Origin of the sequence: Brucella tritici, assembly GCF_008932295.1 — a bacterium.
Taxonomy (GTDB): Bacteria; Pseudomonadota; Alphaproteobacteria; order Rhizobiales; family Rhizobiaceae; genus Brucella; species Brucella tritici.
Genome location: NZ_WBWA01000010.1, coordinates 113,120 through 136,002, shown reverse-complemented (window position 1 = coordinate 136,002; position 22,883 = coordinate 113,120). Strand labels below are relative to the sequence as shown.

The window sequence follows — 22,883 nt, the reverse complement described above, 5'->3', positions numbered from 1 at the left end:
TCCAAGGCATTTCGAAATGTTCAGCGCGGAGCGAGAACCATCATCATCTGACGGCCTTCAAGCTTCGGCTCGGACTCGACCTTGGCGATTTCGACAGTGTCTTCCTTGACGCGCTGCAAAAGCTTCATGCCAAGTTCCTGGTGCGCCATTTCGCGTCCACGGAAACGCAAGGTAACCTTGACCTTGTCGCCTTCCTCAAAGAAACGCAGAGCAGCCTTCATCTTCACCTCATAATCATGGGTGTCGATGTTCGGTCGCATCTTGATTTCCTTGATTTCAACCGTTTTCTGCTTCTTGCGCGCTTCGGCGGCCTTTTTCTGATTCTGATACTTCAGCTTGCCGAGGTCGACGATCTTGCAAACCGGAGGCTCCGCGTTCGGCACGATCTCGACGAGATCGAGACCTGCTTCTTCAGCCATGGCGATAGCTTCCTGAATGGAAACATCGCCGTGGTTCTGGCCTTCGGCATCGATAAGCTGAACCCGGGGAACCCGGATATCACGGTTGGAGCGCGGTCCGTCTTTCTGAACCGGCGTCGCTCTGAAGGGTCGGCGAATGGTCGTTATCTCCTGAATTGTTACGTCTCATGCGGTCGGATACTTGCTGCCAGACGACATGTCCCCGATCAAACCACAGTTGATCGCGGAAATGTCGTCAAGCAGGCGGCGAAGTCAATAGCATCTTTGACAGGAAAAATCACCCCCGCGTGATAAACGTTCTTTTTGTCGTCATTTCACGGCGGACAAGCGGCATATCGGTCACATTTGCCGTCATTTCAAGGGCCTCGCCCCACATGGCGGGTTTTCTCTCTTTTCCGAACATGCCAAAACAATCCCGAAAATTGAGGAGATTTGACATGAGTGTTGCGGGGCCGGAATTCATCGACGTGGACGGAGCGAAAATCGCCCTGCGTTACAGAGCCGGAAGCAAGTCCCCGGGTGTGGTCTGGCTCGGCGGCTATCGTTCCGACATGATGGGCACCAAGGCCGTGGTTCTCGACGAATGGGCGGCTGAGACCGGACACAGCGCACTCAGGCTCGATTATTCGGGCCACGGCGAATCCGGTGGCGATTTCAATCAAGGCACCATCTCGCGCTGGCTGAACGAAAGCCTCGCCGTTTATCGCAAATATGTCAAAGGACCGCAGATTCTGGTCGGTTCCTCCATGGGCGGCTGGATTGCGCTGCGCATGGCGCAGGAGCTGAAGAAGGAAGGGAACCCGCCTGCCGGGATCGTGCTGATCGCGCCTGCTCCGGATTTTACGGCTGTACTTGTGGAGCCCTCGCTCTCCGATGCGCAGAAAAACGACCTTCAGGAAAAGGGCTATTTCGAAGAACCCTCCGAATATTCGCCCAATCCTTATGTCTATACCCGCGCGCTGATTGAGGACGGACGGAAGAATCTGATTCTCAAGGGTATCATCGAGACCGGCTGTCCGATTCATATCCTGCAGGGCATGCAGGACCCCGATGTTCCTTACAGGCATGCGCTGACGCTAGTGGAACACCTGCCCGTCGATGACGTGACCCTGACGCTGGTGCGTGACGGCGATCATCGCCTGTCGCGACCGCAAGATCTCGATCTTCTGACCCGCACCGTATCCGGTCTGGCAGAACGCATCGGCGAAAAATCGTAACGGAGTACAGTCATGCGGTTTTCGGTTTTCGCTTCCTCGGCGGTTGCGGCCATTGTCGGTTTCGGCGGCACGCTGGCACTCATCATCGCCGCAGCGCAGGTGCTGGGCGCCACACAGGCCGAAACCGCAAGCTGGGTGACGGCGATCTGCCTAGCGATTGCCGCCTCATCCGCCTGGCTCAGCATCCGCTACAAGATGCCGATCATCGCGGCCTGGTCCACACCGGGGCTGGCGCTGATCGGCGCCAGTGCCGGTTTCACCATGCCGGAAGCGGTGGGCGCATTCATCGTAACAGCACTCGCACTGGTCGCCACCGGGCTGATCCGTCAATTGTCGGTACTCGTTTCCCGTATTCCAGCCTCCGTCGCGTCTGGTATGCTGGCAGGTGTGCTGCTGAGTTTCGTCATTGCCGCTGCCAAGACAGTGCCCGGCGACCCGGTTTTCGTCCTGCCGCTGGTGGCGCTATTCTTCATCATCCGCCTGTTCAACCCGTCGCTCGCCGTCATTGCCGTTCTGGTGATCGGAATGATCTTTGCGCTGCTCACAGGGCGCTCACCTGCCCTGCCCGCGCCTGAAATCTCCACGCTCACCCTCATCTGGCCAGAGTTTCACATGGGCGCGATGATCGGCATCGCGATCCCGCTCTATCTGGTAACCATGGCCTCGCAGAACCTGCCGGGCTTTGCCGTGCTGCGTGCTTCAGGCTATGAGCCGCCAACCAGCGCCTGCTTGCGCGTAACCGGCCTCTTTTCACTGCTGACGGCTCCTTTTGGCGCTTCCACCACCAATCTGGCCGCTATCTCGGCAGCACTCTGCACCAATCCCGACGCACATCCAGACCACACCAAACGCTGGCTTACCGGCCCGGTCTACGCCGCGATCTATGTGGTGTTCGCCCTCTTCGGGGCATCATTGGTCGCGATCTTTGCCGTATTGCCGGTAACGCTCATCGCCCTTGTTGCCGGGCTTGCCCTGACCGGTCCGTTCATCAACGCCATGTCATTGGCGCTGAAGGACGAGCATGAGCGCCTTGCAGCGACCATAACCTTTGCCGTGACGGCCTCCGGCATGGCATTTTTCGGGGTCGGCTCCGCCTTCTGGGCGCTGATCGCCGGGCTTGCCGTCACTTTTCTCGAACATTTTCGTAAAAAAATTTCGAGATAATCGCATTGGTTAGCGGAAACACGGTCTGAATCCGCAGGTTGCATTCTTGAAAAGTCGCAATCTTTTCACCACGTCGAAGTCAAGCCGCCAGAACAAAATGCCCGCACAGGGCGGGCTGGCAGGCCTTGGTTTTGCGCATGTTGCCGGACGATGTCGAACGGGTGAATGGCATGCGCTTTTCGACGGAGCAGACCATGACCAATACTGCATTGATCCGCCCGGCATGGACGCCAGCCACGATTGCGCTGATGGTGCTCGGCTTTTTCCTGTTCTGGCCACTTGGCCTTGCCATGCTCGCCTATATCCTCTGGGGTGATCGCCTCGAAGGGTTCAAGCGCGGCGTGAACGAGAAGACCGATTCCATGTTCGGCTCGTTCCGCAACTGCCGCAAGGGCGAAAGCTTCAACTTCGGTAGCACCACCGGCAACGAGGCTTTTGACGACTGGCGCCGCGCCGAACTGGAGCGACTGGCCGAAGAACGCCGCAAGCTTGAAGAAGCACGTGCCGAGTTCGAGGCCTATGCCGCAGAACTTCGCCGCGCTCGCGACAAGGAAGAATTCGACCGTTTCATGGCTGAGCGCCGTGCGAGCGCGAAGAAGACGCCTGCCCCGCGCGCGAAAGGCGGCAAGGACGACATCACCGATCTTTGATAAGGTATAACACCCTGAAATCTCTCGAAACGGCGCGGTTTGGCTGCGCCGTTTCGGTCAAAATAGCAATTTTTTCTGGCTTTTTAAACGAATCGCTTATTCTTAAGCGATGGGCTTATCCTTTCTTCGGCAAATCAGCGGTAAAGGGGCATCCGCTGGGACGACAACCGTTCGCAGCGAACGCATCCATGCGGTCGCAGGACGGGAACTTCCCTTGCGTGTTTTCGAAAATCCGCGTGCCAAACGACTGACCCTGCGTATCGAAGCAGGTGGCAGGGGACTGCGCATTACGGTCCCGCCCGGCCTTCCCGAGCGCGAAGTGCTAAGCTTTCTCAACCGTCACGAAGGCTGGATCGAAAGCCGCATCGCAAAACTGCCCGACCAGCCGGGCGTGCGTGCCGGTATCAAAATTCCCCTGCGCGGCGTGCCACACAAGATCGTGCATCAGCCCGGGCGCGGCACAACACAGCTTCTTGAAGGCAATATTCTGCTGGTCCATGGCGACCCGGCACATCTGCCGCGCCGCGTCGCCGATCACATCAAGCGCGAAGTGAAGCGCGAGATCGAGGCGCTTGTCATCCGACACACCGCCACTGTCGGCCGCAAGGCCAAGGCAGTGCGTTTCAAGGATACGAAGAGCCGCTGGGGTTCCTGCACCTCCGACGGTGTGCTTTCCTTCTCCTGGCGCATCGGCATGGCTCCTGCCCCGATTATCAACTATCTTGTCGCCCATGAAGTGGCCCATCTCATCGAGATGAACCATGGGCCGAAATTCTGGAAACTCTGCCATGAGCTTTGCCCCGATACGGAGCGCTGCAAGGCTTGGCTGAAGCGCAATGGCAGCGCATTACAGGCTATCGACTTCACATGACTGCATCCATACTGACCGCCGCCAAGGTGCTGTGGGATTATCACTGCATCTATGATCCGCTGGAAACCGCCGATGTCATTATCGGGCTTGGCAGCTACGATCCGCGCGTTGCCGAGAGGGCAGCCGATCTGTTTCTGGCCAGCATGGCGACATGGCTGGTGTTCACTGGCAAAAGCGGCCACTGGACGGACAAGCTCTACAAGACAAGCGAAGCGGAAGCCTTTGCCGAAATCGCAATCAAACGCGGCGTACCCGCAGAAGCGATTACCGTCGAACCCAATGCAACCAATATCGGCGAAAACATAAGGTTCAGTCGTGAACGGCTTGCGCCCGGCGCAATCAGCGCCATCCTTGTGACCAAGCCGCAGACGCAGCGCCGCGTCCTGGCGACCGTGGCCCGGCAATGGCCGGAAGCGCGCGCCCGTATCACGGCGCCGCTCGTTTCCTTCGAGGACCAGCCGACGGCAGATCATCCGATCAAAATGCTTATCAATGAGATGACCGGCGATCTTCAACGCATTCTGGAATATCCCGCCAGGGGCTATCAGATCGCACAGGCAGTTCCCCTCGAGGTCATGGAGGCGTATGATTTTCTGATCGCACAGGGTTTTGATGGCCATCCGGTCTCCGAATAGTTCCGGAACAGACGGAATAACTTGAGTAGCCCCCGGATTTATGCGACGGAAAACCATGGTTCTCGATATCAAGATATGCGGGCTTAAAACCCCTGACGCCGTTGCCGCCGCCCTCGACGGCGGTGCGACGCATATCGGTTTCATCTTCTTTCCCAAAAGCCCGCGTCATATAACCCCGCAGACAGCGGCGGATCTGCGTGATGCGGTCAACGGACGAGCACTTGTCGTTGCCGTTACAGTCGATGCGGACGATGAAACACTGGATGATATCGTGAAAACCGTGAAGCCCGATATTCTGCAGCTTCATGGCCACGAAACGCCGGAACGCGTGGCCTTCATCAAGGCGCGTCATGGCCTGCCGGTCATGAAGGCTTTTTCAGTGCGCGAAGCCAGCGATCTTGCTGCGATTGCAGCCTATAAAGGCATAGCCGACCGTTTCCTGTTCGATGCCAAGCCGCCGAAGGGATCGGACCTTCCCGGCGGCAACGGCGTGTCATTCGACTGGGAACTTCTGGCTGCGCTTGACGCGGATATCGATTACATGCTTTCCGGTGGATTGAATGCGGACAATATCGCCGAAGCGCTGCACAAGACGCAGGCGCCGGGCATTGATATATCGTCCGGCATCGAGCGCGCGCCCGGCGAGAAGGATGTGCGTCTCATCGAGAATTTTTTCCGGGCTGTCGCCGATGCGCGCCGATGCCCTGTAGACAGCCTGAACTGACGGAGCGGAAGCGTTGAACAAGCCGGTTGCACCCAATTCCTATAAGACAGGCCCCGATGAAGAGGGCATGTTCGGTATTTTCGGCGGACGCTTCGTCGCCGAAACGCTGATGCCGCTGATCCTCGAATTGCAGGAAGCCTATGAAACGGCGAAGAATGATCCTGAGTTCAAGGCTGAGTTGAACGCGCTTTCAACCTATTATGCCGGTCGTCCTTCCAAGCTCTACTATGCCGAAGGCCTGACCCGGCATTTGGGCGGCGCGAAAATCTACTTCAAGCGCGAAGACCTCAATCACACCGGCAGCCACAAGATCAACAACTGCCTCGGCCAGATTCTGCTTGCCAAGCGCATGGGCAAGACCCGCATTATCGCCGAAACCGGCGCCGGACAGCATGGCGTGGCTTCGGCCACCGTTGCCGCGCGTTTCGGCCTGCCCTGCGTGGTCTATATGGGCGCAACCGACGTCGAGCGCCAGAAGCCGAATGTGTTTCGCATGAAGCTGCTTGGTGCCGAAGTGATTCCGGTTTCGGCAGGCAACGGCACGCTCAAGGATGCGATGAACGAAGCCCTGCGTGACTGGGTGACGAATGTCGAAGATACCTATTACCTGATCGGCACTGCTGCCGGTCCGCATCCCTATCCCGAACTGGTGCGCGACTTCCAGTCGGTGATCGGCAATGAAGCACGCCAGCAGATTCTGGAGCAGGAAGGACGCCTGCCGGATGTGATCGTGGCAGCGGTTGGCGGCGGCTCCAACGCCATTGGTCTGTTCCATCCGTTCCTTGACGATGCCTCGGTGAAGATCGTCGGTGTCGAAGCGGGCGGACGCGGTCTCGACGGTGAAGAACATTGCGCTTCGATGAGCGCAGGTCGTCCCGGCGTTCTGCATGGCAACCGCACCTATCTCCTCCAGAACGATGACGGTCAGATTCTCGAAGGTCACTCCGTTTCTGCTGGTCTCGACTATCCGGGCGTAGGTCCGGAACATTCATGGCTGAAAGATAGCGGGCGCGTCGACTACGTACCGATCCTCGATGATGAGGCGCTGGATGCGTTCCAGCTCTGCACCCGCACCGAAGGCATCATCCCTGCCCTCGAATCCGCCCATGCCATTGCGCAGGCCGTGAAAATGGCACCGACCATGGGCAAGGATCAGGTCATGATCGTCAATCTGTCCGGTCGTGGCGACAAGGATGTCCACACGGTCGGCAAGCTTCTCGGCATGGACATCTGATATGGGTAATGACGTCGCCGAAATCTCCGTCTACAAGCCGCGCGCCGCATGGTTCGACGGCCTGACGACGTGCGGTCCGGCAACGATCAAGCTCAACATCATCGAAGCCGATCCGGCCAATCCTGTCGCGGAGGCTGCTGTCGGCCTCGCCCGCAGACAGATCGAAACCGCCGCTGAAAAGCTCACCGCATTGCCACATATGGGGGTTGGTTTCGCCATTCTTCATCAGGGCGAGGAGGGCCTCTGGCTGCTGCTGCACTGGTGGCTGGAAGGCGGCATCGCCACGGAAATCCTCTGGCAGTCGGAACTCGGCGACGAGATTGAATTCATGCCCGCACAGCCACTGCTGATGGCCTGCGTGTGGGAACTGGGAATTATAGACTTTGAACGGCGTGCATGGATGGAAACGGCGATGGCGGGCAAGCCCGTTGCCGACTATCTGGCACGCACTTTGCCACGGGGCACGGTATGACTACTCGCATCGACACCAAATTCGCTGAACTGAAGGCCGAGGGCCGTCCGGCGCTCGTTACCTATTTCATGGGTGGCGATCCCGATCTGGAAACCTCGCTCAAGGTGATGAAGGCCCTGCCAAAGGCCGGTGCCGACGTGATCGAACTGGGCATGCCCTTCTCCGATCCGATGGCAGACGGACCCGCCATTCAGGCCGCTGGCCTGCGCGCCCTCAACGCCGGTCAGACGCTTGCCAAGACGCTGCACATGGCAGCAGAATTCCGCAAGGAAGACGACACCACCCCGATCGTCATGATGGGCTATTACAACCCGATCTACATCTATGGCGTGGAGCGCTTTCTGGCCGATGCCAAGGCTTCCGGCGTGGACGGGCTGATCGTCGTCGATCTTCCCTCCGAAATGGATGCCGAACTCTGCATTCCGGCCATGAAGGCGGGCATCAATTTTATCCGCCTCACCACGCCGACCACGGACGACAAGCGCTTGCCGAAGGTGCTGCATAATTCATCGGGCTTCGTCTATTACGTCTCGATGAACGGCATCACCGGTTCGGCCATTGCCGATACGGCAAAGGTCGGCGAAGCTGTGCGTCACATCAAAAAGAGCACCGATCTGCCGATCTGTGTCGGTTTCGGCGTCAAGACGCCGGAGCAGGCAGCAGCCATCGCCACCCACGCCGATGGCGTCGTCGTCGGCACGGCGATTGTCAACGCGATTGCCGGTGAACTGGACGAAAACGGCAAGGCAAAGGGCGATCCTGTCGCCGCTGCAACCAGACTTGTCCACGCCCTTGCGGAGAGTGTGCGTGCCACACGCCTTGAAGCCGCCCAATAAATCGTCCATTTAGAGCGCATCCTAAAAGTGCTAGGCGGCTGAAGCTCTTTGCCGAAGAACAAGAAACGGAACCAAACGTCATGAACTGGATCACCAACTACGTCCGTCCGAAGATCAATTCGATGCTCGGCCGTCGTGAAATGCCGGAAAACCTCTGGATCAAGGATCCGTCGACCGGTGAAATGGTGTTTCACAAGGACCTTGAGAGCAACCAGTTTGTGATCCCGTCCTCGGGTCATCACATGCGCATCAAGGCGAAAGATCGTCTGCGTTTCTTCTTCGACAATAGTGAATACACCACGCTTGAAGCACCGAAAGTGCCGGTCGATCCGCTGAAATTCCGCGACGAGAAGAAATATATCGACCGTCTCAAGGATTATCGCACCCGCACGGGCATGGATGACGCTATCGTCAACGGCCTCGGCACCATTAACGGCCTGCCGATTGTCGCCACCGTCCAGGATTTCGGCTTCATGGGCGGTTCGCTCGGCATGGGTGCCGGCGAAGCGATCATCCAGGGCTTTGAAAAGGCCATAGAGCTGAAGCGTCCGCTGGTCCTGTTTGCCGCCTCTGGGGGCGCACGCATGCAGGAAGGCATCCTGTCGCTCATGCAGCTCCCGCGCACGACAGTTGCAGTGGAAATGCTGAAAGAAGCAGGCCTGCCCTATATCGTCGTGCTTACCAATCCGACTACGGGCGGCGTAACGGCTTCCTATGCCATGCTGGGCGATATCCATATTGCCGAACCCGGCGCATTGATCGGCTTTGCTGGCCCCCGCGTCATCGAGCAGACGATCCGTGAAAAGCTGCCGGAAGGCTTCCAGAGTGCCGACTATCTCATGGAACACGGTATGGTCGACATGGTCGTCTCGCGTCTGGAACTAAAGGACACGATTGCGCGCCTTCTCAAGATCATGACCAGGCAGCCCGGCAATAGCGACGCTCCGGAACACAAAAAGACGGAAGCAACCGACAAGGCAGCCTGATCGTGACAGAAAAAGCCGCCGCCGCAATCGAGCGGCTTATGCAGTTGCATCCAAAGGGCTTCGATCTTTCCTTGGACCGCATTCGCGGTCTTCTGGAAAAGCTTGGCAATCCGCATCTGAAGTTACCGCCGGTCATTCATATTGCCGGAACCAACGGCAAGGGATCGGCGACAGCTTTCTGCCGCGCGCTTCTGGAAGCTGGCGGCTTTGATGTTCACGTCCATACCTCGCCGCACCTCGTCAACTGGCACGAGCGCTACCGCCTGGCAGCGCCCGGCGGCGGAAAACTGGTCAGCGACGATGTTCTGGCCGACGCGATAGAGCGCGTTGCGGCAGCCAATAACGGCCAGCACATCACCGTTTTTGAAATTCTGACCGCTGTGGCTTTCGTGCTCTTTTCCGAGCATCCGGCGGATGTCGTCGTCATGGAAGTCGGTCTCGGCGGGCGTTTCGACGCCACCAACGTCATTACCGATCCCACCGTCTCGCTCATCATGCCGGTTTCCATCGATCATCAGGCCTATCTTGGTGACCGCGTGGAGCTGATTGCCGCCGAAAAGGCCGGTATCATCAAGAAGGACTGCCCGGTCGTCGTCGGCTTCCAGCCCTTCGATGCGGCGCGGGAAGTTCTCGTTTCGACTGCAGATCGGCTCGGCTGTCCGGTTTCGGTCTACGGGCAGGATTTCCTCGCTTTCGAGGAACATGGTCGCATGGTGTTCCAGAACGAGGACGGCCTGATCGACCTGCCATTGCCGCGCCTGCCCGGACGCCACCAGATTTCCAATGCCGCAGCGGCAATCGAGGCTGTGCAGATGGCTGGCTTCAGCCTGACCGACAAAGCCGTCGAAAAGGCGTTGATGGTGGTGGACTGGCCAGCACGTATGCAGCGGCTGACCCATGGTGCGCTCGTGGATATGGCCCCGGCAGCCTCCGAAATCTGGCTTGATGGCGGCCATAATCCCGGTGCAGGCGCAGTCATCGCCGAGGCGCTTGGCGATCTGGAAGAGCGCAATGAACGCCCGCTATTCCTCATCACCGGCATGATCAACACCAAGGACCCGGTCGGCTATTTCGAGGCTTTTGCCGGTATGGCGCGGCATGTTTTCACCGTGCCCATTCCATCCAGCGATGCGGGCATTCCCAATGACGAGCTGGCGGTTGCAGCCCAGAAAGCCAATCTGTCCGCAGAACCCGTACATTCGGTTGCCAATGCGCTGAAACTTCTGCGCGACACATGGCCCTCGGATGAAGCGCCGCCCCGCATCCTGATCGGCGGCTCGCTTTACCTTGCGGGTGAAGTCTTGAGAGAGAACGGCACACCACCCGCCTAACGGCAAATTCTAGAGCTGTTCCAGTAAAACAGAGTCGCTAGAACCGCTCTAAGTATTTATTTCGTCGCATTATCCTGCGCAAAAACCGCTTCACACTTTTGCTGGAAATGCTCCAAACAAAAACCCGGCTCGAAGGCCGGGTTTTGCATTTTTTATGATGCTGTTCTTATGCAGCCGAAGCCTTGATCCAGTCGGCAAGGCGGCTCTTCGGAGCGGCGCCAACCATATTGGCGGCGAGTTCGCCGTCCTTGAACATCAGAAGCGTCGGGATCGAACGCACGCCGAACTGGGCAGCCAGCTCAGGGTTTTCGTCGATATTGACCTTGGCGATCTTGACCTGACCGGCCATTTCGGTCGCGATTTCGTCCAGAGCCGGAGCGATCATCTTGCAAGGACCGCACCATTCTGCCCAGAAATCCACCACAACAGGCTCGCTCGACTGAAGAACGTCCGACTGAAAATTGCTGTTATCGACCTTAACGGTTGCCATAGGGCTATCCTCTTTTCTCACCAAGAACGGCAGACATCTCTTCAGACTCACAACGCGATCCGCTCTTCATTCGCTATATCATGTGGCGTGTCTGCTGCCATCCGTCAAGTTCTGGTTGCTCACCTTTCCTTGAGAGTCTTTCAGAGACTGCAGCGCTTCGTCCAGAACCACATCAGGCAACGGCATCAAAAACGGACCTTCGGTGAACAAAAGCGCCGTTTCGACAATCCGTCCTGGATAGAGCGGAGCCAGCAACTCGCGATAAAGCGCAAGCTGTGCTCGATAGGCGAATGGAACCGCTTCGACGGTTCTCGGTGGCGGTCGATTGGTCTTGTAATCGACGATGAGTACGCGATCCTCCCCGACGCTGATGCGGTCGATCTGACCGGACACCGCATGATCGCGCCCGCCAAGCTCGATTGTGCCCATGATGACGACTTCCCCGCGCGAACCTTCCGCAAAGACCGGTGCATAGGTGGGGTCGTCCAGAATGGTCCGCACGCTTTGCCAGGCAATCTGGCGCTCCGTTTCCGGCCAGTCGGCGGCGATCCGATCGAGATAGTCACGTGCCAGCGTTTCACGCCCATCCTGCGGGACATCCGGCAGATATTGCAGCAGCATATGAATCGCCGTGCCGCGTCGCAACGCGAAGGCTGGCGTCCCATTGGCCGGCCCCAGAACCGGCGAAAACGTATCGAGCGGCGGCTCCTCATCCGCTTCGATCAATGCCGACGCTCCAGACGGCGCCAGCGGTCGTGGCAGCCCGATTTCCGGCTTTATCGGTCGTAGATAATCGAGCGGCAGTGACGGCAGCGCGTGGTCCTCGGTTCTATCCTGATCGGCAATCTCGACCATTCCGCGCGGTGTGTTGCGATAGCGCCTTGCGGCGACTTTCAGCACGGGATGCGCGAATGTCTCGGCCTTGGTGGCCAGCGCATCCTCGACAAGACGGTGCCATGTTTCGCCGCTTTCGCGCGCGCCGCGATAGCCGCAGATGATGAGCCGGTCTTCGGCCCGCGTCATGCCGACATAGAGCAGGCGGCGATATTCTTCCTCCGCCCGCGTTTTCAGCTTCTCGATCTGAGCGGTCGTGAAGCCGGTCTGGTATCCGGCATTCGGTTGCCAGAGATAGCCTTTCACCGACGGACTATCATTCGAAAAGTCAAAAGGAATGAGCTTTGGCGCACGACTGCCAGTCCAGACCGCGCTTCCCGGATCAACGAGAAATACCACCGCCCCTTCCAGCCCCTTGGCGGCATGGACAGTCATGATGCGCACTTCATTGCGCCCCTGATCCAGTTCGCGCTTGATTTCAGGCGATGCCGCTTCCAGCGTTTCAAGGAAGGCTTGCAGGCCGGGCAGACCGGCACGCTCGGCGGAAAGCGCATAATTCTGGAATTCGTCGATGATGTCGCCCGCCTCCGGCCCCAACCTCGCCAGAAGTTTTCGCCGCGCACCATCCGCACTCAATATGCGTGCATAGAATTCGAACACCGGCATCGTATCGGCCATATTGCGCCAGCGGCTCAGCGTCTTGTGCAATTCGGCCAGCGCGGCATCACTACGCGAGACCTGATAAAGCCGCTCGAACAATGTGAGACCTGAACCGCGCGGATGGGCAAGTTCGAAGAGCTGGTCGTCATCCCAACCGAATAGTGGGCTCTTCAATACCGATGCCAGCGAAAGATCGTCCGAAGGCTGGAGCACGAAACGGCCGAGCGCCATCAGGTCCTGAATGGCGATATGGCTGGTGAGCCGCAGGCGGTCTGCACCGGCCACCGGAACGGACAGGTTTTTCAGCGCCCGCGACAGAGCAGGCATGAACTGGTCGCGCTTTCGTACCAGAACCATAATGTCACGCGGCATGATCCGCCGGTTCTGGCCCGGAATGGGTTCGCCGCGATCCAGCCAGTGGCGAATGGTAGCCGCGATCTGATCCGCCAGCCGGACAGCGGGTGCGGCCAGATGATCGACCGGCACGCGCCAGTCGTCGGGCTCTTCCACCACTTCCGGCGTCAGCATATCCCAGATTTCCACCTCGCCCGGCGCATCGGAACGGATGGCTTCATGGACCGTTGCGCCCGCAAGGCCCCGATTGGCCTCGGGTCTCGCAAAAACCTCGTCCACCGCCTGCAAGACATCGGGTGCGGATCGGAACGAGAAATTGAGGCTGACGCGCTCGAACTTCAGCTCGGCATCTTCCGCGCGAAGACTGACGGACCGCCCCTGTGCCGCGAAATCCTCCGGCACCGCGCCCTGGAACGAATAGATCGACTGTTTCTCGTCACCGACTGCAAAGAGCGTGCGACTGATATTGCGCTGGCCGAGGCCGGAAAAAAACTCTTCCGACAGCATGCGGATTACCTGCCACTGGTCGGGACTGGTATCCTGCGCCTCGTCGACCAGAATATGGTCGATGCCGCGATCGAGCTTGTACTGCACCCACTGCCCTGCCCCATTACGGGCCAGCAGTGCCACGGTCCGGGTGATGAGGTCCTCGAAATCGAGCAGGCCGCGCTGACGTTTCAGGTCGTGATAGCGTTGCAGCAGATTGTCGATCAGCGTCAGCGCGGCCAGATTGAGCCGCACAAGGCGTAATTCCTTCAGCCGGTCGAGCCCCTGTTCGACACGCGCCGCTGCCGCGTCGAAATCCTCTTCGAAATCCGGCAGAAGTTTCTTGACCGCTGCCGAGCCGACATAGGAGCCGGATTTCGGTTCGCCCGTGCTTTTGAGGAAGGCCGCACGCAACACGGCCTCGCGGTCACGCTGGCTTGTCACCTTTTCGAAACGCCGGAGTTGCAGCGCAAAATCCTGCGCGCGAGACGCCCCCTTCTGGATCGACATGATGAGGTCGAGTGCGTCGTCGGAAAATTCCGGTATCGGCCAGAGATCGGCGACGAGATCGTCTTCGCTGGTTAGCGGATCGAAGCGGAAAGCCCGGTGCAGGGCTTCGCTGCGATGCGCCGCCACGCCCAGTTCGGCTATATAGGTCTGCAGGCCGTTGCGCCTGCTCACCGCCTCATCCAGAAGCGATTGAAGCCCCATCTCGCCCGATGCCTGCAGAACATCGGCAAAGGCCGCTGCGAGCTCAATATCGCCGCCGCCATGCGCGGTTTCGAGCAACTGACGCCGTGCTTCACCGACAAGGACTGCCTGCATCAGATCGTCCATCATCTCGAAATGACCGGCAATGTTCGCCTCAAGCGGGAACTGGTGCAGGATCGCTTCGCAGAAAGCATGGATAGTCTGGATTTTAAGTCCGCCCGGTGTTTCCAGCGCGCGCGCGAACAGCCGTCGCGCTGCTGCAAGACGGGCATCACCCGGTCTGCGGCCTTCAAGCGACTTCAGACGTTCGGCAAGTTCGATATCGGGCAGGACAGCCCATTCCGAAAGCCGCATGAACACACGGTTCTGCATCACCGCCGCCGCTGCCTTCGTATAGGTGAGGCAGAGAATCTTGGACGGGTCCGTGCCTTCCAGCAACAGACGGATAACACGTTCGGTCAGAACATGCGTCTTGCCGGAACCCGCATTGGCCGACACCCAGACGGAAGCTGCCGGATTTGCTGCGTTGCTTTGCGCCCGCAGCGTTTCTTCAGGGATAATAGGTGCTTTTTTCACTCGCCGCCCTCCCCGCCAGCATCACCCCCGGCAGACCATTCCAGCACCCGCGCCAGATGGTCGTAATCGCCTGTCAGGTCCGTCTCGCGAAACGGCAATGCGCGCGACAGGTAGCCCTTATCCGGCTTCTGGTACTCCGCCAGCAACTGCGCCAGCCGCTGCCAGGATTCCTCGCCAAGCGCCGGTGCGGTTTTTTCCGATGGCGGTCGTCCGATCTTGAGGATCGATTCTGGCTTCACCTCGCCGCCCGCCTTGAGGCGCACATAGGTCAGATCGGAAGCGCGGACCGAGCCCAGTTCCCGAAACGCACCGCGCACCAGAAGCGCTGCTTCCAGCGCCAGCTGCGGCGACAGCAACACATGCGCCTGCTTGGGCGATGGTGTCGAGCCGGTCTTGTAATCAATGATCTCCGCGGTCCCGTCACGCATCAGATCTATGCGGTCAGCACGGCCGGAAAGCGTGATGCCAAGCCCTTCGACCTCACGTTTATCGGATGAAATCTCGGCAAAGCGGGTCTGGACATTGTAGGCGCGCTCGCGTTCCCAAGCCAGAAACTGCGGAATGAGCGCCGTGAAGCGCGGCCACCACACAGCCTCGATTTCTGTCGGCAAATCCATGTCGGCAAAAAGGATGCGCCCCAGTTCCGCCAGCCGCTCTGCGGCATCGGGTGCCAGTGGATCGATTGCCTCCTGCGTGAAATGCCCCAGAATATCGTGGAACAAAGTGCCGCGTTCAGCGGCAGCCGGATCACGGATCAAGGGCTCCAGCGGCCGCAGCTTCAGTATTTTCTTGGCGAAGATCGCATAAGGATCGCGGCGCAGCGTTTCGATTTCCGTTACCGAAAAATGCTTCGGGCGTGCAAGGACCGGCGGTGCAGGCTCCGGGCGCTTGACGAAAGGCACGTCGGGCGCCTGATCGATTTCGCGTGACCACTGGATGAAACGCGCCCCACGCTTGCGCATTTCGGCGGTCACATCTGCGCCCAGCACAGTTTCAAGCCGCTGCAGCCAGCGCGATGGCACCGTCGGCGCATTATCGGAACGCTGTGAGCGCGTCAGCACGACATGATCCTGGCCCAGCGCCATCTGGAAGTCATGGGCGGCAAGGCCGGTGCGACGCTCTGGCGGATCGAGCGCGATCATCGACTTCATGGGGCGTGACATGAACGGATCATTGCGGGTGCGTGCAGGCCAGCTTCCCTCGTTGAGGCCGCCGATCACCACCGTATCCATGGTTTGCAGGCGTGCTTCAAGCGCACCCCAGATGAAGAGGCGCGGATGACCACCCGGATGCGGCTTGACCGTCTCGCCCGCCATCAGTGCATCGAGCACAGCCGGCCATTCCGAAGCTTCAAAGTCGAGCCCGGCTTCGCTTGAAACCAGACCACGCAAAAAGGCAGCGAGCTGTTCTCCGCGTTCGCCGGAATAGAAAGGCGCGATGCTGGCCTTTTCATTGCGCGCAAGATTTTCCAATGCTTCGACCGTTGCACGCGCGATTTCGCCGATCTCGGTCCGGCGTCCAGCGATGACGAAAGGCGCCAATGGCGCCACCGCCTTAGACAGGCTTTCGCAAAGATTGCGGGCGGCGGCGATCATGTCTGGCGTGACCGTATCGTGCCATACGGGTTGCCAAGGCTGGCTGGCGCTTTCCTCCAGCCGCCGGTCGAAAAATGCGGGAAGATCGAGAACGGAGGCGCGGCCCGTGCCGCCGCGAAAGGCAATGAGTTCCAGGGTTTCGGCGGCAAGGCGTCGCTCGATGCGGGGAGCTTCCAGCCGCAGCAGCGGATGCTTGACCAGCGCCAGCAAAGCAACCGGGTCGCCCGGGCTGAAAACCGTCTCGACCAGCAGCCGCAACAATGTCGTGGTCTCGACGTCACGCAGATGTCGTCCGCCGGAATCATCGGCATCAATGCCGAAACGGGCAAGCTCGCCCACCACGCGCCGCGCCAGATTGCGGTCTGCTGTAACAAGCGCGGCTGTTCTGCCTTCATTATTGATCGCATCGCGCAGGACGAGAGCCACAGTAAGCGCCTCTTCCCGCTCATTCGCGGTTTCAATCAGGTCAATCGTCTGCGCCGCCGCCTGCAAGGCGGTCGGCTGCATATCGGGATCGCGCGCAAGCTGCCCCCATGCATCGGTCGTCTCCGCCGGGCGAAGCGCTTCGCTGACCACCCGCTCGCGCAGGCGCTTGGAGGCAGGCATAGCGTCCAGATGTTCCACGTCCCCGCGCAATGTCTGCATTGCATCGAGAAGCTTGCGCAAACCGAACTGGGGATGACCGAAGGTCGAAGGATTATCGGTTGCTGATGCCAGCATTTGCCAGGCTGCATCATCCAGATCGCGATCCAGCCCCGGCAGCACTACCGCGCCATTCGGCAAGTCCGCAATGGCGGAAATAAGCTCGGCAGTCGCCGGTATGGAACCGGTGGAACCTGCAACGATAACCGGCCCGGCGGGCGGATGATCCCGCAGGCGCTTCACTTCGCTCCAGATGAGATCGTTGCGATGCGCGGCGGGATTTGAAAGCCGGCGTTCTGCCAGAATATCCGGCCACAGATTGGTGACGATGTTGAGAAAGCCGAGCGTGACCTGCCACCAGTCGGCGAGGTCTTCCGGGGCAATTCCGGCAAGCTCGCTCCATTTAGCCCCATCGGTTTCGACCTGATCCATCAGCCCCGCCAGATCGCGGGCAAGCCAGATTGCATCGGCAGTCGTTGCCGGAACCGAAACGTCGTCAACACCGAAAAGGGCACGTACATGCGAAGGCAGCGATTCCCGCCACGGGCGGATCAACCGTGCCAGAAGCAGAAGACGCTCTGCTGTACCAATCGGTGGATTGATATCGAAGACGCCTGACGAGCCGGCATTGAAGAAAGCGGCATCTTCGTCCACATCGCCAAGCGGCTTTATCGTCGGCAAAATAGCGCTTTTAGCCGGATTCCTATCGACCAGTATCGATCTCAACGCACGCGCCGCACGGCGCGTTGGCACATAGATGGTTGCATTGGCCAATGCCAGCGGATCGGATGGACTGCCGGGAAAACCTTCGACCAGCCGCCCCTCCAGAAGCGCTTTTGCAAAAGCAGGTAGAAATGGCGTGCCGGGAGGAATTGAAAACAGACGCTGTTTCCCATCTCCGGGCCTGCGTGCGCTCATGCGTTCTACCTCCTCATGCAAATGCGGTAAGCGCTGCCTCCGCCTCGCCGATTGCGTCCGGCGTTCCGACAGTCAGCCAATGTCCGGTCATTGGCATACCATAAAGGCGACCGGCTGCAATCGCTTCGTCGAAATAGCGGTTGAGCGACGACACGCCCGGCTCGGCGTCAGCGAAGATGCGGGGATGGATGATCCCTGCTCCCGCATAGATCACCGGCTCGCCCGAGACGTCCCGTGCGCGGCGCAGATGCCCGTTTTCGTCGGCAACGAAATCACCCTTGCCTTCATAGCCCGTTTCCTGATCGAGACGCGCCGTCATCAGAAGAATATCCATCCGGTCCGCGTCCCAGGCCTCAGCAAGCGCCGACAGATTGGGAACCTTCTCGTCGCCGACCCAGAATGTGTCGGCATTCAGAATAAAAAACGGCTCTGCTCCGAGCAGCGGCAGCGCCTTCACAATACCGCCAGCGGAATCGAGCAGCATTTCGCGTTCGTCCGAAATCACAACACTGAGATCGTTGCGATGACGCAGATGCTCTTCCAGTTGGTCGGCTAAATAGTGCACATTGACGATTGCCGTACCAATGCCCGCCTGCGCCGCTGCATCAAGCCCCCAGTCGATCAAGGGCCTGCCCGCTACCTTGACCAGCGGCTTCGGAATGGTTTCGGTGATGGGACGCATGCGCTTGCCAAGTCCGGCGGCAAGAACCATAGCCGTCTTCGGGCCCATTTCAGGCATTTTCATTGCGCGGCCTCTTCCTGCTGCATCAATCCCAATTCCTCAAACCACGCCGCCACTGGCGCCATGACGGGATGCTTCAGCACACGGCCGAGATAGTCATGAATGCGTGGCAGGTGTTTTAGGTAATCCGGCTTACCATCGCGCTCATCGAGCCGGACGAAAAGGCCGAGCAGCTTGGCGTTACGCTGTGCACCCATCGCCGCATAGGCCTTGCGGAACAAAGCCTCGTCGAACGCATGTCCAAGCGCGCGACGCTCATCGCAATAGGCAGCGACCACAGCCTGTTCCAGCTCCGGCGAAATCGTCACACGCGCATCAAGGGCCAGCGAGGCCACGTCATAGGCTGCCGGTCCAATCATCGCATCCTGAAAATCGATGACACCGATCTTGTCCTTGCCTCCCGCCTCCGGGAACCAGAACAGGTTGGGCGAATGATAGTCGCGCAAGAGCAGGCTCTTCTCAACATCGGCAATGTCGGCGATCACATGACCCCATACGGCTTCGTAAGCTTGCTTTTCTGCGTCTGTAAGTTGCCTGCCCATCATGCGCGGCGCGTACCACTGGCCGATCAGGCTGACCTCAATCATCATCGCATCGCGGTCAAAGCCAGCAATGATGTGGTCGGGATGCCCCGCCACAGGTGCATGGTCTGGCCAGCCAACGCCATGCAGATGCGCCAGAAAACGTCCGGCGGCCTCATAGCGTTCCGCAACAGGTTCACCCGAAGCTGCCCGCACGCCCTCGGTTCCGAGATTCTCAAGGATGAGAAAACCGGCATCGAGATCGGCGGCACGCATTTGCGGCACGCGAAAACCATGGCTGTCGAGAAGCGCATCGACAGCGACAAAGGCAAGGATGTTTTCCGCAAGATGCGCAATCTGCCGATAGGTTTTTCCGTCGCGCAGCGGCGGATCATAGGGCATCTGCGGCGCATTCATCAAAATCTCGACGCCGCGCGCAGCCGTACGGATCGTCTCGTATTTGCGTGGTGACGCATCACCCTGCAAATAGCGGCGCGTTGCATCGGCACGGTCATGGAGGTCCAGAAATGTGCGTATCGCATGGCTGCGTTCCAGCCGCTGGATCGCAGCCGCTGGTCCCGACACGGCAATACGCCGCCCTGCCCCTTCATGGCTTAGCGTGACAGCAAGTGATGGTTCAGGCAGGAAACCCTCGGCCTGCTCCGGCCATTCGGCCAGAACCACGCCATCTTCCAGAAACTCCGGCAGTCCCAGCTCATCCAGTTCTTCGCCGTGTGAAATACGGTAGAGATCGGCATGGGCAACAGGAATGCGCAAAGTCTCGTAGCTTTGTACCAGCGTGAAAGTCGGACTTGGTACGTCCAGCTCCTCATCATCGGCGATTGCCCGAATAATCGCGCGGGCAAGCGAGGATTTTCCCGCCCCCAAATCGCCTGAAAGCGTGACGAGATCGCCCTTTTGCAGGGCGAGGGCGAAATCCTCGCCGAAACGCTGCGTTGCAGCTTCGTCGGGCAAGAAATAGCTGATGCTGGATTGTGAGGCGCTCATGGGCACCCTTTACCTTATTCGGCGGCGACGCGGAAGCTGCGTGTTTCCGACGGAAAACGGCAAATCACCGTTGTTCCACGACCGGAACCCGTATCGATATCGACCGATCCGCCATGCAGCTCGACAAAGCTCTTGACGATGGCAAGTCCGAGTCCCGCACCACGGCGGCGGCCGCCATTCGGATAGGACTGGAAGCGCTTGAAAACCGTGTCGAGCACTTCTCCGGGCATGCCGGGACCGTCATCGTGGACGGCAAAGACCACTTCCGACCCCTCGCGCGCTACCTGCAACTGGATGCTGGAACCTTCCGGCGCATAGTTGGTCGCATTCGACAAAAGGTTGAAAAGCACCTGACGGACGCGGTTCGCATCGGCCTTGAATACGTCCACGTCGTCGGCAATGTCGATGTCGAGCCCGATATCGTGATCGCGCATGCGCTCACCGACGCGAGAGGCAGCGGCGGAAATCGCTTCCACGACGGAAACTTCGCCCACCTCCAGTTCCATGATGCCTGCATCGACGGTAGCAAGATCGAGAATATCATTGACGATGGTCAGCAATACCGATGACGACGTGCTGATATGGTCGAGATATTCGATCTGGCGCTCGTTGAGCGACCCGAAAGCCGGTGTCTGCAACAGTTCGGTAAAGCCGATGATGTTGGTCAGCGGTGAACGCAGCTCATAGGAAACGTGCTGGACGAAATCGTTCTTGATCTGGTCGGCCAGTTCCAGCGCCTCGTTCTTTTCCTTGAGCGCCCGTTCGACGCGCACCGTATCGGTGACGTCGATAAAGGTCAGCATGGTCTGGCCCTTCGGCAGCGGCACCACGGCGAAGGAAAGGATGGTGCCGTCATCCAGCTCCACCTGCCCCATGCGCCCGTCGCGTTTGTCGAGGAAGCCGGTGACGGTGGAGACGAAATCGTCCCACAAGCCGTTGCCGCCGCGCTCCCCGCAAATCTTGGCAATCGACGAAATATGCGTGCCTTCGACAATGAGCGGCATCGGCAGCGCCCAAAGGTCGGCAAAGGACGGATTGGAAAGCCGGATACGGCCATCGGAACCGAACACCGCCACGGCTTCCGCCAGATGGTCGAGCGTTTCGCCCTGTACCTTGATGAGCGTGTTGTAACGGCCTTCAAGTTCGAACTTTTCGGTCATGTTCTCGAAGAACCAGGTCACGCCGCCTTGCGGATGCGGATTGGCGACGACGCGCATCGTCCGTGTATCCGGCAGATGCCACATATGTTCCTGCGGCTCGACAGCGCGATAGGCGGAAAGCACCGAATCCTTCCATTTGCGCCATTCCGGCTGTTCCGGAAGTTTGCCTTCCGAACGCAGGCGGTCGAGGATCAGCGTGTTGCTCGGCTGTGATTCCAGCCATGCCGTATCGAGCGACCACAGCTTGGCAAAAGCCTGATTGAAGAATTGCAGCTTCATCTCGGGATCGAAAATCGCCACAGCAGTCGAAAGCTGGTCGAGCGTTTCGGCATGGCTCTTCATGGTGCGGTTCAGTTCTTCGCGCACCGCCTGCACTTCGGTCTGGTCGAAACCGAGGCCGACAGAACCCGTTTCCGCGCTTACGTCCGTCACGTTGAAAAGGCGGCGGTCACCGTGCACCACAGCCGTCAGCTGGTCCTGCAGGACAGGCTCGGCAAAGCGGTCACGCTCCAGACGCTGACGCGCTTGTGCGCCGAAAAGCTCGCGCCCTTCGGAAATGACCTGGCTTGCGTCGGCCATATCGACAGCCTGCGCATAGGCAGCATTGACCCATTCGACGCGGCCACCGGCGTCGCGGGTCCAGACCGGCTGGTCGATCCGATCAAGAAGACGCCGGAATAATTCGATACGCTCGGAAAATTCGCGGTTTTGCGCCTGCAGCGCCGCGCGTTCAGCCTGCACGCCCTGCAGGCTGAGGAAGCGCGCCACGGCAAAGCCGCCCGATGTGCGTCCGCGCACGTCGAGGAGGGTGCCGTTGACGGTTTCAACTGTGAGGTCGAAAGACCGCGCCTGTTCGCGCAGCGATCCGATGGCGCGCTCAAGCGCCACGACCGATTGGGGACGCAGCCAGCGGCCAAAAGCCAGAAAGGTCGAACGATCCTGCGGGGCAGCGCTTTCGTCCGGCAGCAGCCCCACGACTTCAGCGCGCGTGTTGTGGCCATCCCAGACCACGATGCGCTGATCCTTGAGGTTGAGCAGGGCTTCATTGCGCTGGGCGACAAGATTGAGGTCGGCGAATTTGGAACGCAGTTCCTTGTTTTCCGCGGCAACGCGCGACCGTTCGCGGATCAGCCAGCCGGCAGAAAGCAGCGCTGCGCCCATAACGCCAAGGAACATGGAAAACTGGATGACCTCGAAAGCACCGATACTGCCGCCGCCAAAGGGCAGGGCGATGCGCGCCGATTCCGTACCTTGCGCGAAAGCGGGCACGACTGCGAAAAGCGTCGCGAGAGAAACGGAGGCCTTCATCAGGGCTTTTTTCGGGGCAAGCCATGCGAACGGCTTTGCAACATGGGCGGCAGGACGCCATTGCCTGCCAGTAACGATTGCGGAAACATTCCGCAAAATCCCCGTTGCGCCGAACTCTGGCATGTTGTCCTTTTCTCCGCCACCCGGCCATGAAAACTGCCACGAAAGCAGACTGGCCGTATTAAAACACTTCAATACACATCAAAGCCCGACCATACGCACGCCGCCACAGTGCACGATGGTCATCGCGTTTTGAGGTATTCTGGGGATGAATCGTCCTCTCGCTTCCCGCCACAACCGGCAAAAAACGCGCAACGCAAACACCCGCTCAAACACCTT

The 22,883-nt window shown here is 59.3% G+C and carries 18 protein-coding genes; 11 read left to right on the top strand and 7 right to left on the bottom strand.

Features of this window, described 5'->3' with window-relative positions; translation table 11 throughout:
- Window positions 1-20 precede the first annotated feature (20 nt).
- Window positions 21-557, bottom strand: a complete 537-nt coding sequence (gene infC, locus F9K91_RS12855) for a translation initiation factor IF-3 (RefSeq protein ID WP_012091035.1) — start codon at window positions 555-557, stop codon at window positions 21-23.
- Window positions 558-856: 299 nt separating this feature from the next.
- Here infC and F9K91_RS12850 point away from each other — a divergent pair, with 299 nt between their 5' ends.
- From F9K91_RS12850 to F9K91_RS12800, 11 genes are all read left to right on the top strand, one after another.
- Entirely contained in the window at window positions 857-1,636 is a 780-nt protein-coding gene (locus F9K91_RS12850) for an alpha/beta hydrolase (protein WP_151555252.1), read from the top strand.
- Window positions 1,637-1,648: 12 nt separating this feature from the next.
- Window positions 1,649-2,800 (top strand): benzoate/H(+) symporter BenE family transporter, encoded by a 1,152-nt coding sequence (locus F9K91_RS12845; protein ID WP_151677930.1) that lies wholly within the window; start codon window positions 1,649-1,651, stop codon window positions 2,798-2,800.
- Between the two features lie 194 nt (window positions 2,801-2,994).
- Window positions 2,995-3,450 carry a DUF2852 domain-containing protein gene (locus F9K91_RS12840; protein ID WP_061345204.1) on the top strand — a complete coding sequence of 152 codons (456 nt, stop codon included), beginning with the start codon at window positions 2,995-2,997 and terminating at the stop codon, window positions 3,448-3,450.
- 109 nt (window positions 3,451-3,559) lie between these two features.
- Window positions 3,560-4,321 (top strand): M48 family metallopeptidase, encoded by a 762-nt coding sequence (locus F9K91_RS12835; RefSeq protein ID WP_151555250.1) that lies wholly within the window; start codon window positions 3,560-3,562, stop codon window positions 4,319-4,321.
- A complete protein-coding gene (locus F9K91_RS12830; RefSeq protein ID WP_151555249.1) occupies window positions 4,318-4,956 on the top strand; it encodes a YdcF family protein in 639 nt (212 codons plus the stop codon). The genes F9K91_RS12835 and F9K91_RS12830 overlap by 4 nt, the downstream gene beginning before the upstream one ends.
- Before the next feature lie 55 nt (window positions 4,957-5,011).
- A complete protein-coding gene (locus F9K91_RS12825; protein ID WP_151677929.1) occupies window positions 5,012-5,680 on the top strand; it encodes a phosphoribosylanthranilate isomerase in 669 nt (222 codons plus the stop codon).
- Window positions 5,681-5,693: 13 nt separating this feature from the next.
- Window positions 5,694-6,914: a tryptophan synthase subunit beta gene (trpB, locus tag F9K91_RS12820; RefSeq protein WP_151677928.1), complete on the top strand. Its 1,221-nt coding sequence runs from the start codon at window positions 5,694-5,696 to the stop codon at window positions 6,912-6,914.
- A 1-nt stretch (window position 6,915) separates the two neighbouring features.
- Complete coding sequence (locus tag F9K91_RS12815) at window positions 6,916-7,386, top strand: hypothetical protein (RefSeq protein WP_151677935.1); 471 nt, start codon at window positions 6,916-6,918, stop codon at window positions 7,384-7,386.
- On the top strand, window positions 7,383-8,222 hold the full coding sequence (gene trpA, locus F9K91_RS12810; protein WP_121981237.1) for a tryptophan synthase subunit alpha: 840 nt from the start codon (window positions 7,383-7,385) through the stop codon (window positions 8,220-8,222). The genes F9K91_RS12815 and trpA overlap by 4 nt, the downstream gene beginning before the upstream one ends.
- 80 nt (window positions 8,223-8,302) lie before the next feature.
- Window positions 8,303-9,208: an acetyl-CoA carboxylase, carboxyltransferase subunit beta gene (gene accD, locus F9K91_RS12805; protein ID WP_151677927.1), complete on the top strand. Its 906-nt coding sequence runs from the start codon at window positions 8,303-8,305 to the stop codon at window positions 9,206-9,208.
- A 38-nt stretch (window positions 9,209-9,246) separates the two neighbouring features.
- Entirely contained in the window at window positions 9,247-10,539 is a 1,293-nt protein-coding gene (locus F9K91_RS12800) for a bifunctional folylpolyglutamate synthase/dihydrofolate synthase (RefSeq protein ID WP_167522213.1), read from the top strand.
- 166 nt (window positions 10,540-10,705) lie between these two features.
- On the opposite strand, the gene trxA is transcribed toward F9K91_RS12800, so the two are convergent.
- From trxA to F9K91_RS12770, 6 genes are all read right to left on the bottom strand, one after another.
- The gene (gene trxA / locus F9K91_RS12795; RefSeq protein WP_006473274.1) at window positions 10,706-11,029 is read right to left on the bottom strand and encodes a thioredoxin; all 324 of its coding nucleotides are present in this window, start codon (window positions 11,027-11,029) and stop codon (window positions 10,706-10,708) included.
- Window positions 11,030-11,107: 78 nt separating this feature from the next.
- The gene (addA, locus tag F9K91_RS12790; protein WP_151677925.1) at window positions 11,108-14,650 is read right to left on the bottom strand and encodes a double-strand break repair helicase AddA; all 3,543 of its coding nucleotides are present in this window, start codon (window positions 14,648-14,650) and stop codon (window positions 11,108-11,110) included.
- Window positions 14,647-17,805 (bottom strand): double-strand break repair protein AddB, encoded by a 3,159-nt coding sequence (gene addB, locus F9K91_RS12785; RefSeq protein ID WP_151677924.1) that lies wholly within the window; start codon window positions 17,803-17,805, stop codon window positions 14,647-14,649. The genes addA and addB overlap by 4 nt, the downstream gene beginning before the upstream one ends.
- Before the next feature lie 13 nt (window positions 17,806-17,818).
- On the bottom strand, window positions 17,819-18,550 hold the full coding sequence (locus F9K91_RS12780; protein WP_151677923.1) for a nucleotidyltransferase family protein: 732 nt from the start codon (window positions 18,548-18,550) through the stop codon (window positions 17,819-17,821).
- Window positions 18,547-20,076 carry a tRNA (adenosine(37)-N6)-threonylcarbamoyltransferase complex ATPase subunit type 1 TsaE gene (tsaE, locus tag F9K91_RS12775; protein WP_151677922.1) on the bottom strand — a complete coding sequence of 510 codons (1,530 nt, stop codon included), beginning with the start codon at window positions 20,074-20,076 and terminating at the stop codon, window positions 18,547-18,549. The genes F9K91_RS12780 and tsaE overlap by 4 nt, the downstream gene beginning before the upstream one ends.
- Window positions 20,077-20,090: 14 nt before the next feature.
- Window positions 20,091-22,544: a sensor histidine kinase gene (locus F9K91_RS12770; protein WP_235912954.1), complete on the bottom strand. Its 2,454-nt coding sequence runs from the start codon at window positions 22,542-22,544 to the stop codon at window positions 20,091-20,093.
- Window positions 22,545-22,883: the final 339 nt, after the last annotated feature.